General features: G+C 46.0%; 13 protein-coding genes. All 13 read right to left on the bottom strand.

The window, feature by feature from the left end; genetic code table 11:
• Positions 1-3: 3 nt before the first annotated feature.
• Positions 4-810, bottom strand: a complete 807-nt coding sequence (locus tag ABN764_RS28205) for a creatininase family protein (protein ID WP_446673771.1) — start codon at positions 808-810, stop codon at positions 4-6.
• A 95-nt stretch (positions 811-905) separates the two neighbouring features.
• Positions 906-3446 carry an NEW3 domain-containing protein gene (locus ABN764_RS28210; protein ID WP_446673772.1) on the bottom strand — a complete coding sequence of 847 codons (2541 nt, stop codon included), beginning with the start codon at positions 3444-3446 and terminating at the stop codon, positions 906-908.
• 114 nt (positions 3447-3560) lie between these two features.
• The gene (locus tag ABN764_RS28215; RefSeq protein WP_268623997.1) at positions 3561-5261 is read right to left on the bottom strand and encodes an ABC transporter permease; all 1701 of its coding nucleotides are present in this window, start codon (positions 5259-5261) and stop codon (positions 3561-3563) included.
• A 59-nt stretch (positions 5262-5320) separates the two neighbouring features.
• Entirely contained in the window at positions 5321-6400 is a 1080-nt protein-coding gene (locus ABN764_RS28220) for an ABC transporter ATP-binding protein (protein ID WP_446673773.1), read from the bottom strand.
• A gap of 66 nt (positions 6401-6466) precedes the next feature.
• Positions 6467-7564 carry an extracellular solute-binding protein gene (locus tag ABN764_RS28225; RefSeq protein WP_446673774.1) on the bottom strand — a complete coding sequence of 366 codons (1098 nt, stop codon included), beginning with the start codon at positions 7562-7564 and terminating at the stop codon, positions 6467-6469.
• A 702-nt stretch (positions 7565-8266) separates the two neighbouring features.
• Entirely contained in the window at positions 8267-9445 is a 1179-nt protein-coding gene (locus ABN764_RS28230) for an ROK family transcriptional regulator (RefSeq protein ID WP_072731526.1), read from the bottom strand.
• Positions 9446-9734: 289 nt separating this feature from the next.
• Positions 9735-10406: a hypothetical protein gene (locus tag ABN764_RS28235; RefSeq protein WP_446673775.1), complete on the bottom strand. Its 672-nt coding sequence runs from the start codon at positions 10404-10406 to the stop codon at positions 9735-9737.
• Positions 10407-10632: 226 nt separating this feature from the next.
• Positions 10633-10938, bottom strand: a complete 306-nt coding sequence (locus ABN764_RS28240; RefSeq protein ID WP_446673776.1) for a hypothetical protein — start codon at positions 10936-10938, stop codon at positions 10633-10635.
• 249 nt (positions 10939-11187) lie between these two features.
• Positions 11188-11589 carry a hypothetical protein gene (locus ABN764_RS28245; protein ID WP_446673777.1) on the bottom strand — a complete coding sequence of 134 codons (402 nt, stop codon included), beginning with the start codon at positions 11587-11589 and terminating at the stop codon, positions 11188-11190.
• 129 nt (positions 11590-11718) lie between these two features.
• Complete coding sequence (locus ABN764_RS28250) at positions 11719-12051, bottom strand: hypothetical protein (RefSeq protein WP_446673778.1); 333 nt, start codon at positions 12049-12051, stop codon at positions 11719-11721.
• Between the two features lie 57 nt (positions 12052-12108).
• Complete coding sequence (locus ABN764_RS28255) at positions 12109-12813, bottom strand: RHS repeat-associated core domain-containing protein (RefSeq protein WP_446673779.1); 705 nt, start codon at positions 12811-12813, stop codon at positions 12109-12111.
• A 122-nt stretch (positions 12814-12935) separates the two neighbouring features.
• Positions 12936-13748, bottom strand: a complete 813-nt coding sequence (imm47, locus tag ABN764_RS28260) for an Imm47 family immunity protein (RefSeq protein ID WP_446673780.1) — start codon at positions 13746-13748, stop codon at positions 12936-12938.
• A 4-nt stretch (positions 13749-13752) separates the two neighbouring features.
• Positions 13753-14383: RHS repeat-associated core domain-containing protein (locus tag ABN764_RS28265; protein ID WP_446673781.1), on the bottom strand; the 631-nt coding region annotated here is incomplete at its 5' end.

Raw genomic sequence — 14383 nt, forward strand, 5'->3', positions numbered from 1 at the left:
AGCTTAGTAAGCCTCCTTGTTCGACTTCATTCTCATATCCAGCCATTCTTGAATGAGCTGGTTCATATTCCGGCTTGCTTCCTCAACGATCAACTGCCCCGCTTCCATGGAGGTCTGACGAATATGTCCGGTATATCCATCCCATCCCGGAGGGGACCCTTCCACAAGTACATATGGCAGCGAAGATAAAGGAGGGCACGAATCTAATTCCAAGTCCGTATCCTGCACCGATACCAGGTCTGGGCGCAGCGCCTTCACGGCTGACATCTCATAAGGCCCGCCATGCCCTCTTCCAGCCTGCCTCCCGAATAAGCCGTTCTGCTGCGTGAACTCAACACTCGCCATCTGCCACCAATTAATAAGAAGGAAGCTGGCGTCCGTGTAGGCTCCGGTCACGGATTCAGCAACGGTTCGGGAAGGCCCCATATTGGCATCATGAGCGTTCAGCAGGACAATATTGCGGATCCCAAGCCTACATATCCCCAGAACAACATCAGTAAGATAATCGATATAAATGGAAGGACGAACCGAGATCGTTCCAGGATAATGCTGCGTCTTCCCCGGGCATGCTGAGAACGGAACTGCTGGATACACGAGCGGCTGAAGGGAGGGTTCAATCCTCCAAGCGAAGCCTTCCGCCAATAGGATATCTGTCCCGAGTGGAGAATGTGGGCCATGGTATTCGACTGATCCGAGAGGGACAACGGCGAACTGTGTATTCCCGATCACGTGATCTAGCTCCCGTCCGTGAACTCCGATTACATTCATATACTCCTTATACCTCCGCTTCTCCATCGCTTGGGGAGACATCCCGAAGGAGCCCCCCACCGATGTTCTGATGTGCAAGGCACTTGATGAATCTTGATGAATCTATCCAACTGAACAATTGCGACTAAGCAATGCTATTATTGATGCTGACTGATCATGTTCACGAACATGCGGATCGATCCCGGAACCAGTGCCGGAATCTCGCGATACCACACGAGTGAACTGTACGTATATACACCCTTGCCGTAGTTCGCAGTCAGGAAGGTACCTGTGAACTCCTTCTCGCCCGGATCGCCATTGGAGATGAGCTCCGTATACTCCTTGCCCCACTCCGACGGGTTATAAGCCGATCGATCTTGAATCCAATTGTTCCAGTCCTGATCCGTAATTTTATTCGGAGCGTTGAACATTGGATGCTCCTGTGCAAGTGTTGTGACTTTGGAATTCTCGTCCGTTACCCGCCATTGAATGAGCGGTGAGCCAATCTTAATTGGATATGGCGCGAGTTCCGGCGACCATTTATCCTCTGGCTTATGATACTGAACGACCAGATTGCCGCCGTTCTTCACATAATTCAATAAACGCTGGTTGCTCGGAATCAATTCTGGACGGAACGCATAGGCACGAATGCCAAGCACAATTGCGTTGTACTGAGAGAGATCTCCCGACTCAATTTCCTTCGCATCCAAATTGACCACGTTGACACCCACTTGACGCAAATATTGATCGATATTATCAAAGCCGCTAGACACATAGCCGACCTTCCACTTCTCTGGTGTCTTCAAGTCGAAAGCTTGAATCTGAAGCTCTGCCGGCTGCACGATGTAGGTCTTCCCGATGTGCGGGTATTGAATAACCTGCGTCCCGTGCATGCTCTGTACATCGCCGTTCTTCGCAACCGCTGTAACCGTGAACTTGCCTGGGTTTACGTTAGATGCTGCCTTAACAGAGAAAGCAACAGACTTCGTCTCCCCCTTCGCTGCAAAGCTAAGTTCCTCAGCAGCAGGCTCGGCTGTCCATCCCTCTGGAACCTGCAGTGCAATCGATGCCTTGGATGCTCCCGGTGTATAATTCTTTACCGTTACTTTCACCGGAATTGGCTCGCCTGGCTTGAGCGTATTCAAAATCGTAGCGCTCGGGCTGAGCGTCATCGAGTACGGAGGCAGTACCGCCACTGCATTTTGAGGTGTCTCTTGCAAGGACGTCACAGTACGGAATGCCTCATATACTACCTTCGCGTTGAATACCGAAGCTTCGTATGGCTTGAATAAAGGTGCATCTGCCGGAACCTTGACCTCGAATACAGCTGAAGCTGTCTCGTTATAGCCAAGCTGCCCAAAGCTTGTCGTACCCACAGGTGCTGCTGTCCAGCCAGCAGGCACGCTCAGGCTAAGCTTCACGTTGTCTAATTTCGTAGAACCGCCATTAAATGCCGTTACGGTTACCTTCGTCGATTGTCCAGCCACAAGTTCGTTGGCATCTGGCTTAACCTTCACCACAACAGATGCCGCTTCCATACTCGCCTTGTTCAACTGCTCTTCCTTCAGTTGCAGGCGATGGAGCAAATCCTCCTTCGTTGCTGCATCCAAGCTGGACTTCTTGACATTATCGAGTGCAGTCTGAACGTCTGCCTTCATGCCGTGGACTTCCTTCAAGACATTGGCGAAGCTTGGGTAAGCCGCTACAATCCTGTCTGCATCCTGCTGCAGAGCTTGCAAATCCTTCGTAATCTTATCGTCCTTGCCCTTCACACTAATTTCCTTCGCCAAATCTGCAAAGGTGAATGCGATACCGTCGAAGAGGTCTTGCTCCTTCTCCTTCGTCTTTACCGTGCTCAGGTCAAGCTTATAGTAGCTGTCCCCCTGAGCAGGCCCTTCGTCAACCACTCTTCCCATCCCTTGGCTCTTGTGCATGAAGCGCGACTCTTCCCCAAGCTGCAGGTAAGAGGCCCCATAGATGGAGTTGTACTCCCCAATTGGCGCTCTCACGGTGTAATCCTTGTTATTCGCCGGCAAATACAATTTCTTGATCTGCCATGGCTGAAGCCCCTGCTTCAGGTGCTCAGGATATACTTCAGGATTCGCTGCGTCCTTGAACGCACGCACCGTAAGTACGTTAATCGTCCGATGATGACCATGTGTAGAGTTTTCATTCAAGAATGCAGGAATGATGACATCTGGGCGAAGCTCGCGTATTTTGCGAATTAAGCGCTCGTACGCAACAGATTCTCCCCATTTCTCCAGCGTTTCCTCTACACTCTTCGAGAACCCGAAGTCGAAGATTGGATCATTCAGCTGCTCGCCGAGCATCCCCAATGTCACATTCGTGATCTTGGATGCTTCCTGCAGTTCTCGAGTTCGTATGACCCCAAGGCCCGCTCCGAGCTCACTTCCAATCTCGTTCTGTCCGCCTTCTCCTCTCACAGCGATCACGCTTGACGTATTGACTCCTCTTCCCAGGGAAAGGTACGCCAATGTCGCGCTGTGCTCATCATCAGGGTGAGCTCCCGTGTTCATCGCACTTGCGATCGTCGTCAGCGGCTTGATCGACTTCCATAAATCAACAATTCCCCGATCCGCTGATACGGTCTCGGCTTGCGTGGACAGCAGTACACTGCTTGCCAATACAACGCTTAATACGATGGAACAGAACTTTGAGGCCGACTTACCTTTGATCATCAAATCCCTCCTCGAATGGTGGAATAGTTATTCAGCTGGAAATGGCCATTTTCCAGCTGTATATCATAACGTGGTTGATGAACCCCTAGGCGGTTCCCACGCAATGACCAATGATTATATAGCCGTGTTGTCGCCCGTTATTTTGCGGGATACGAACAGTACGATGATGATCAATGTAATTTGCAGAACTCCATATGCACATGCTGTGCCGAATTCGAACGAATACATCCGTTGGAAAATTTCGACCGAGAGCGGTGTGCTCTTGGCAGTAAAGAGCAGTATGGAGGATACGAATTCCCCAATCCCCTGTACAAAGGCGAGCAGCGTACCCGCCAATATCCCGCTTAATGCCATCGGGAACACAACTCTGCGGAAGCTGTACCACCACGATGCGCCTAGATTGCGTGCCGCCTCCTCCACAGATGCATCCATCTGCACCAAGGTTGCCGAAGTAGAACGGAACACGAGCGGCAGGTGGCGCACGAAGTAAGCTAGAGGCAAAATCCAGAAACTGCCGATCAGCACTTGATTGAAGCTGAATACATTGGGCTCGCTGAAGGCCGCAATCAAGTTGACCGCAACGACAGTACCCGGCAGCGCCCATGGGAGCATAATTAAGACATCAAGCAGCGTCTTCCCTTTAAACTTCAAGCGAACCATCGCATAAGCAGCTGCCACGCCGAAGATGACATTCCCAATTGTTGCGACGAAGCTCATCTGGAAGCTGTTTGCAATAGGCCGCCATGTTTTGCTGTCCGTGAACAGCTTGATATAATGCTCAAATGTATATTCAGGCGGCAATACTTGCGTCGTCCAAGTGCCGTTCGTTGACAATGAAATCAACACCAGCACGAAGATGGGAAGCAGCAAAATAATGACGCCGATAATAGACAAAATCATTGCAACATATTTGCCGACCGCACTCTTGACCTCTGTGCGATGGACACTGATGCCCTTGCTCATGTTCTGGTAGTTGCGCAGCCCTTGATACCAGCGCATCACGAGCAAGAATACAATCGACACAACGGATAAGATCGTCGACTGCGCAGCAGCCATATCCAAATTGCCATTCGTACGCGACAAATAAATCTGCATCGTCATCGTCCGTTCGATGCCGAAGATAAGCGGAGCCGTATATGATGCCATCGCAATCATGAATACAAGCAGTGACGAGGCCACAAGCGCTGGAGTCAGCATCGGCAGAATCACTCGCCGCCAGATGTACAATCTGCCTGCTCCTAAACTTGCAGCGGCTTCTTCAAGCGAAGGATCGAGACCCCGAATCGCAGACGACGCCGTCATATAGAAATAGGTATACATCGTAAACGTATGTACGACCAGAACGCCCCATATCCCTTTTAAATAAAAAGGTACTTGTTCGAGATGAAGCAGTTCCTTAAGCGCCCGTGGAATGATACCGCTCTCGCCATACAAGAACGTGAACGACAGTACGCCGACAAGCGGAGGCAGTGCCATTGGAACGAGAACGAGGACAGCAAGCACCTTCCTGCCGGGAAATTCGTAGCGCTCCAACAGAAATGCCATGGCTACACCCACGATTGCACACGTGATCACACTTAAGACGGAAATATAAATGCTGGTCCACAGTGCTTCCAGATTGGATGTATGCTCTAGGCTAAAAAATCGCGCGTAGTTCGTAAGTGAAAATTGATCCTCGACTTGAATACTTTGTACGAATGTTTGAAATAGCGGATAAACGACATATGCCAACAGTATGAGAAAAAGCGGCGCTACGAGCACATAGACGAAGTAAGGCGATTGCGTAATGGGCCCCGAGCGGCGGGGCAAGCCCATGCGTGGCTTCGATGGCCGTGGCGCGTTAGGTGTGTTCGTTATCATCATTCATCCCCTCTCTATCCTAAGAAGTAAATGCTTTCTCTCGGAATGAACAGGGAGATTGCTTCCCCTCGTCCGCGAACCCGATGCCCTTGATTGACGAACATCGCCTTCAACTGCTGATCCGCCACCTGCGACACATAGTTCACGCTAACTCCTGTAAATTCAGAAATGACTACACTGCCTGTAACGATATTGTCCCCCGTCTCTTCTCCGCCAGCCTCCCGAATCGATTCAGGACGAATCGACAGCGACACCTTCTTGCCTGCTTCCAGTGCACAGTCGGCAGAAGCATTCGCTGTAAGCCCTCTTAGACGAAGGTCTGGCGCTATGCGAATGACGGCTTCACCGTCTTCGATTCGTTCCACCATTCCTTCCCACAGGTTCGACTCGCCAATGAAGGAGGCGACAAATCGATTAACGGGTCGATTGTATATTTCTTCAGGACTTCCAATCTGCTGTACAACCCCGCCCTGCATGACCATAATGCGGTCAGACATCGCCATCGCCTCCGCCTGATCATGGGTGACGTATATCGTTGTAATTCCCAGCTCTAATTGAAGTCTCTTAATTTCGATCCTTGTCTCCTCGCGGAGCTTCGCATCCAGATTGGACAACGGCTCATCGAGAAGCAGTATGTTCGGCTCTATCACGAGTGCACGAGCCAAGGCAACCCGCTGCTGCTGTCCGCCGGACAATTGGTCAATTCTACGGCCCCCATACCCATCCAAGTGAACCTGCTTCAGCGCGCGCTCTACGCGCTCTATCATTTCTGACTTCGGAACCTTGCGCACCTGCAAACCAAATGCGACATTTTCAAATACGGTCATGTGCGGAAATAAAGCATAATTCTGAAACACCATGCCGGTATTGCGCTTATTCGGTGGGAGTGTCGTGACATCTTGATCGCCGAACACGATTCGGCCTTCGCTTGGAAAATAAAATCCTGCAATCATCCGCAGTGTCGTCGTTTTGCCGCAGCCGCTAGGGCCGAGGAAGGTGAAGAATTCACCCGGTTGAATCCGGATATTTACGTCGGTAACTCCCTTGACGTTCCCGAATTGCTTGCTAACATGATCTAGTGCTACCTCTATCAAGCTGGCTCCCTCCTGCCTCTGAAATGATCATAATCAGGCGGAGGACATAGCCTCCGCCTGAGCCTATTATTTTGCGCCTTTCCCCTTGATGTTCTCATCCCAATGCTGCATCCACTCTTTTTCCTTCTGCGCCATTACCGTCCAATCAATGTCAAGCGGCTTCAGCTCCAACCCCTTCAGCCAAGCAGGAAGCGTATCCTTGCTGATGTCTGTCCGTGTTGGAATCTGGAACAGCTTATCCGCGAGTTCTACGCGCAAATTAGAATCGAAGAGGAATTCATAGAATTTCATTGCCGACTCTTTATTTTTCGCACCCTTCACGACACCGACGCCATCAACTAGGATTGGCGCACCGCTGGCCGGATAGATGAAGTCGAACGGCTGCTTCTGCAATTCCTTCTGAATCATAATGTCCTGCAGGTTCCACAGGGACAATGTGCCTTCCTCACGAGCCAGCTTCAAATACAGGTTAGTCGGATCCTGTGCGTATTCCTTCGTGTTGGCATCCAGCTTCTTCAGCCAGTCGAAGCCCTTCGTTGGATCACTTGCATCCTGCTTATAAATCATGGAAGAATAGATCGTTCTCATCGTTCCGGAAGCAAGCACCCCGCGAATGATGATTTTGTCCTTGTATTTCGGATCAAGGAGATCGTCCCAATCTTTCGGTGCATCTTCTTGTTTCAGCGCGTGAGAATTGTACATAATGACCTCAGGCAGCAGCATTTCCCCATACCAGCGGTCTTGACTGTCTTTGTACAATGCCGGAATGCTGTCTGCGAAGCTTGGCTTCACGCCTTCCAGCAGGTCTTCATCTGCCGCAGTCATCAGTGACGACTGTGTGCCGCCCCACCAGAAGTCCGCTTGTGGATTCGCCTTCTCCCCACGTACGCGCTCTAAGATTTGCTGTGCACCCATCGTGAGCACTTCAACTTCCATGTTCGGGTATTTCGCTTCGAATTTCGGGATAATCTCATCGACAACGTTCTTGTCTCTCGCTGTGTAGATAACCAGCTTTTCTTTACCCGATGATGACTTCTCCCCGGATTGCTGTCCGCCCTCAGATGCATTCCCACCGCCGCCTCCACAAGCAGTCACTGCCAGCATCGCAAGGACAAGCATAGAGCTCATCAACCATGTTTTTGCTTTCCCCTTTACATGTTTCATGACGTTCCCCCTACCATAAATTTTTGATTCGTGTTTCGCGCTGTATCGGATGAATTCATCTTCAATAGACGAAATGAATCTGAGTTGATATGTTGCTATGCAGCATCCCGCAACAACGTAGTAGTCCTTCAACAACTGCCCGTTCGTTGGTTATATGGATCAAAGCTATGCTGAAGTTCAGGACAATAGCCCTTACTTAAACCAACTAAACATCCGTATATACTTGGTCATTATGTTGCAGGAAATCGTTATGCTATGTACGGTTTGCCACTATGGAATTGTATACAGTTCTATATCGTTATGAGATGATATCGTGAAAAAAATTAGCTATGACTCGTTCTGTGGTGCTATGGTGAAATGATTAGCTGTGATCGTTCTGTGCTGCTATAGTGAAATGATTAACATTTTACTATCTGATGAGTGTGGTATGAGTGTAAGTGTGATTGTGATTGTCATACGATTTTGAGTATATTCGTTGTATTTGATGTGAAAGATGTGTAGGTTGAATTCGTCGTGTGAGTATCAATCGTGAGTAGTAGAACTCCATAATTGTTGTCGTGTGTGTGAGCAGCTGCATCTATCTTGTTGGATTCTGCGCTGTAGAAGAATTGACCTTGACGGTATTGTGCTGGTTGCGAATATAGGCACATCCGTAATTGTCATTGTCTGAGAAGCAATTCATGCTGGAGAAAAAATCATTGTTTACCTTTGAAATTTAGCCGTGGAGGGGAATGCCTCCAATGTACAGTGAATGGCTCCTATCAAGCCCGCCTGATCGCCAAGCGTGGCCATCTTAATGATTGGGACAGATGGAACCCATTCATTCAGCCAATATTGTATTTTGCGAATGCCTTCGTCCCCGATATGCAGCATTTCACCGCTAAGGATGAGCAGCGCCGGATCCATGACGCTCGTGACATTGGCGATCCCATAAGTCCAGTGCCGGCATATATCGTCGAATAGCCTTTGAGCCTCGTCGCTGCCGAGGTTGGCCAGCTCAACAATCTGCTGAATAATGCTTCTGTCTGGGCCAATGGATGGGAGAATGCGAATGGCTTTCTCGTAGATGGCTCTCACCGAGTAGTTGCGCTCGAACACCCCATACTCGCCTTTGACCTGATTGCCGATTGGGCCAATCATCATATAGCCGATCTCACCGCTTGCCTCATTGGCTCCCCGATACAGCTGTCCGTCAATAATCATGCCTGCGCCGATTCCTGTTCCCGCGTACATATAGACGAGATTGGAGTGGCCGACACCGATGCCTTTATGAAATTCGCCCAGCGTCATCAGATTCACGTCGTTCTCGATAACGACAGGCAATCCCAGTGCTTCTTCAATTTCCTTCTGTACCGGCAGCCCCATCCACCCTGTGCTGGGAGCGTAGCTGACCGTTCCTGCGCTGCGCTGCGTAATCCCCGGAAGTCCAAGACCCATTCCAAGCAGCCGTTCCTTCGGAAACCCACTGGCAGTGAGAAGAGTGTCCAACCCCTGTTCAATGCTGCGAATTGCCATCTCGCCATCCATAGGATGCGGCAAATTCGTCGTGCGCGAGACGAGCAGCTCCCCCTTCAGGTTCGCAATCGCCAATTGCAAAGTGCTTCCTTCGAATACTGCGCCAATGACACCATACGCATCAAAGTTATATTCCAGAAGAATCGGCTTCCTGCCGCCCTTCGATTCACCGTATCCGACCTCGCTGATCAAGCCTTCCATAATCATCTCATCGACGAGCGCTGAGACGCATGGTCGGCTTAACTCTGTTAACTTCGCCAAATCGGCTCTCGAAACCCGAGGATTATCGCGCAATTGATGGAGGATTCCCTCACGGTTAATATGCTTCACCAATTTAGCGTTTCCCGTCTGGCCTCTGCCAATCAATCCGTCATCCTCCCCCCACAATCTAAGTTAGTTAAAATTATTAACAAAGTCTTGTTGGAGATAGTTTATTGTATACGCTTACAAATTGTCAATATGAAAATTATTTTCCTCCCAATGATGATATTCATTCTGAATATAAATAAGAGCTTGCCCCTTATAGATTGTTAGATCTATAGGGGAAGCCCCTTGTTAATCAATATTATTGATATCAGCCGCAAATGCTAATCCTGCCGGATTGGGAGCTCTTAACGGGTTAACATTGACTGCTGTAAACGAAATGATCACGGTTTTACCGATATGTATAGGTATAGTCTTCCCCGTTGCATGAGATGATGACCTTAATCGGCTTTTTATCCTTTGCGACCCCTGCAGGAACCTCCGCAATATAGTGCAATGTGCCTGTCTTCAATGGTTCAATATCCGTAATATTCGTATACGTGAAGTCGCTTCCGCCGTTTTTCTCAATCGTTGTGAACGGATCATATTCATACTTATCGTCATACACTACCTTCACGGAAACAAATTCGTTCGATCCCTTGCCGGTTGTCAGCAAGCTCTTCACCTTAATGACAACGTCGAAATATGTATTTGCGGTATCCTTCACTTCATAGTAAGTGTAAAAGCTATCTGGTTTCGATGGTACAATTTTGTTGGCAAATTTAGCGCCCGTAATTGTCAGCTCAGCAAAGCCATCAATCGTTTTCGCTTTGTTCACTTCAATCGTTTGGTTTGCTGCTTCAGGTGCTTTGTCCGCCTTGTCGGCAGGCTCACTCTGTTCCTTTGCAGTTTCCCCGTCCGCCTTTAATTTTTCTTTAAGCTCGGTGTTCTCTTTCTCCAACGCAGCAATCTTCTTCTCTAGTTCCTGAGTAGATGGATTAGATTCGTTACTGCCGCTGCATCCTGTAATCGTAAATGCTAATAGGCCCGACAGCACTAGAACTACAAATGATTTCATCTTCATCCTCAATTTCCCTCCTCTATTATATCGTCTAAATATACCACCGTATGAGTCTTTTGACCATTTGATCAGATGATTAAATATAACAATATACCTACAATTCTGTCTTCCAGGAGGGAAAATAGTCGAGTTTTCCTTGGTGAGAGAAGACCTACCTAAGTCTCTATTTTCATAATCTATCAAATTGTTTGTTATTGTGAAGAAACTCTAAATAGTTTTTAGAAGCCTGTTACTCTAATGACGGTACACCGTTATATTTTATTGCAGGGAAAACATCTAATTTTTCGAAGTATAGATAAATCTCTTGGCCATCTCCTCGAATTCCTGAATACGGTAAATCACTGTAAACCGTAATAAGGTAATTCCCATTTTCTAATTGTATTGATTGGTCATTCGGGCATTTATTAGTCCAATCCATAAGATCATAGAGATCTCTAAAATAGACTGTTCCTTCATTTACTTTAATCCCCAACCTCAGCACATAATCTGAAGAGTCAAGCATCGCTTCATTTGGATACCCACTTCTGATTTTCAATATATAGGTTCCCGGGGATCCAGCCTAAACCTACAATTGTCCCAGAATTCACATGTTCTGAAACCTGTTTTGCAGTGAGATACTTCATTAAAAGACAAAGTAGGGCGACCGCCTGAAATGTTCTACGATCGTTGTTGTTCCCTGAATTCTTGTTTCATTAAACTCTCTAATCTCACGAGATAGAAATCGGTCACAATGGTGAACGCTTCGCTTCTTCAGAATCATTGTCATCTTCCCTCAAGTACTTGCCTAATCTTTAAGATACTCATCTAGATGATGTTTTAAAGCTTCTGCTTCCCAACTTAACTTCGGTGATATTCTTTTTTCTATTAGATATATTAATCCTTTCTTGGATTTAATTTTTCCAAGTGCGATCCATGCATGTACAGAAATATTATCCAATCCGCAGTCTTGGAGTATTAATAATTTTTCCTCAATTGTAAGCAGTAAATTCTCCGTAAAGTTCGAAATCCAGTAAGAAGCCGTCATAGAGGCGTCACTAGAATAATCGTCTAATGCAACGTCAACTAGGATATCTAATAATGCCTTATCATTCAGTCTCTCCTGAAAAAAAGTGTTCGCCTCTTGTATACTGTGTGTGGATTCTATTCCTCTATGTGCGTGGTCATGAGTTACTGGCGCAAGTGGCAAGTGGCCTACTCCTTTCGTGGTTGCAAATCTTTATACACAAAGAACCCGCAGGAAAGAGACATATTTTAAAAGTGTTCATCCTACGGGTGTTCACAAAACCAGTCGAGGTGCGGAATCCAGAATTAGTCCTTATTTTTCTCCAAATAGCTCCTTGTGAATATTTACAAAAAAAGATTTCCAGTCCACGATCTCACTTTTAAAAGGCATAGTTATCGAGACAAAAACCCTATTCAAATTCGGATTTTTTTCTTCCAAGCACATTTCTAGAACCTTTTTCATGCTTTGTTGCCCTTTCTCATTTAATCCGTAATATTCTGGAACAAGTACAGTCCTTATCACCTGTAATTGTTCTTCCTGATTATTTATATCTAAATCACAAATTTTATCGAATTGTTCATCAGTTAAAAAATCATAATCAAGAAATTTTAATAGGCTTACAATGCTATCAGGTTTCAGACTCATAAATAGCTTTCCCTTTCATTTTTTGCATTCTTAAAATTTGCGAAAATTAAAAATCATTTATCGTTCCCATATCGGGAATGCAGTAATCGGTTGATTATTTCTATTGAAAAATACCTGACCAGAGCGTGATGTTCCATAATCCAAGATTCCTCGCTGATATCCTGAACCGATTATATGATCAAAAGTGATCGGTTCTTGAGCTTTCAGAGGATCTCCAGTATTATCCAAGATTTGTTGTACGCGTTGAATCATGTTTACTTGATCTCTATGACTTAAAAACTTTGTTGCAGCAGTTGGTATTCGAGGTATTCCTCTCCTGTCAGTATCAACTACTCCTGTAGTAGGAGCAATCCCTTGTGCCGCACGGTCATATTGAGATTGTAATGTTGTTTGAGCACCATGTCTCTCCACAAAGTGAGCTCTAGCTATGGAGTTTTCCAAACCTTGAAGTATTCGGTGAGCATTTTCTTCTGCTAATTGCTGTAACCTAGCAGAGCGTTCATTTGGTGAGAGGTGTGAATATTTTTCTCTTAATAAATCTACCCTACCTCTTTCCGTCCCCTCGTACGTCCCTTCCTTCTTGCCGCCGCCACCACAGCTAATCGGCTGGCTGCTATAACCACTCGGATCCACATAATTAATCGGATTATTCCCTACATACGCATATAGGTTGAGACCATCACCACGGTACTCGTCCTCTTGCGTGAAGCGGGCAATGACCGGGTTGTAGAACCTTGCGCGCAGATAGTACTTCCTCTGCATGATAAAGAATACTAATAAGGAAAAACCCCAAACGAGTCTTTATCTCTCATTTGGGGTAGATAATTAAATTAAATAATCATTAACAAACTAGAAATGATTCTATTCCGTAAAGGTAATGATCATTATACTTTCCAACCAAAAAAATATTTGCAACCTTTTTCCCACTTCATGTAGGCAATTTCGTTGACATAACTAAACAGTTTACCCATCATATCATCATCTATTTTACTAAAAAAATAGGCGGGGCTATCAATACCACTCCATAATGAAAGTAGCGTGGGAATATGAGTTTGTTGTAATACCTCACCATGATATCTTGCTATCGCAGCTCTTTCTAACATTTTTTTCGATAGGTCACCAGGAAAAACAGGCATCCCTCCAAATATATAGGATCCCGATTCAGATTCTGAAGATTTCTCCATATAGTATTCCCTTGTCTCTTCTAAAGGAATTTCATCAGAAAAAGAGCTGAAGCCTGGATACAAGAAGTCCAGTGACATTTTGATACTGCTTTCCACTTCTCCTTCCCATTCATCTAGCAAATCAAGCAAAATTGGTACAATGCTAGGCGACAGTGTATAGATGGAAAATAGAACAAAGTCCTGTAATTCATCATCGAATTCATCTTCGTCCTCATATTCAAAAAGGGTGCCTAAGTAATCAGTTAGAATATTAATGTCAGAATGTTGGGCTACACAACAAAAAATCTGGCAACTAAGTTTTCGTACTTCGGATTGTGAGGTTTCCAACATAATCGTACTTAGTTCCTTTTTGGCTGAAAAATCTCCAAGTTTCAATAAATCTATTAAATACAATAGTTTATTCACTTCATTAGATGAAGAATGAAATAAACTCCAAATTTTTGATTTGGACATATCCGGTATCGGTCTTCCGAAAAGAACTTGACTGAAACTTAATTCTTGATTGATGTTCAAATGATCACTTTCCTTTCTCTCTCCTTTTCGTTTTTTTCTTACTTGTTGAGGTAGATCCCCCCCGTAAACCTTGCTCTCTTTGCCATTTAAATACCTTGTTTTGGAAATTTGTAGCTTCTGTATGTTTTTCATTATTTCCAAATACTAAAATTCCATTTGGTGATTTTTGATGTAACTTTAATACTATTACATCACTTTTTCCATACTTACTATAAAAATCAAGATCGAGATCTTCGATCTGATTTCTCTGAATAGTAGTTTCTCCAGTAAAAACAATATTTTCCGGAGTGTTCTCCCCCCCAAAAGCAAGAGCATCTCTATGATGTCCCCGAGAAAGGCGCCCCTGTTTCACTAAAGTATCATATTCATGACGCATCTTTGCAAGATCTTTCCCTTGAACAATTGTATGATTATCAGGATCACCAAAAAATTCTGGTTTTTCTGCGTGTAATCTTTTAGCTTCATCATAGTGTGGGCCGTAAACATCTTTACCTTTAGGAACTACAGTCTGCTCAAAAGGCCCTTCCTTCTTACCGCCGCCACCGCAGCCAACATTCCGACTGCTATAACCGCTCGGATCCACATAATTAATCGGATTGTTCCCGACATATGCATACAGGTTGAGACCATCACCA

Source organism: Paenibacillus wuxiensis (genome assembly GCF_040195695.1).
GTDB lineage: Bacteria > Bacillota > Bacilli > Paenibacillales > Paenibacillaceae > Paenibacillus_B > Paenibacillus_B suaedae.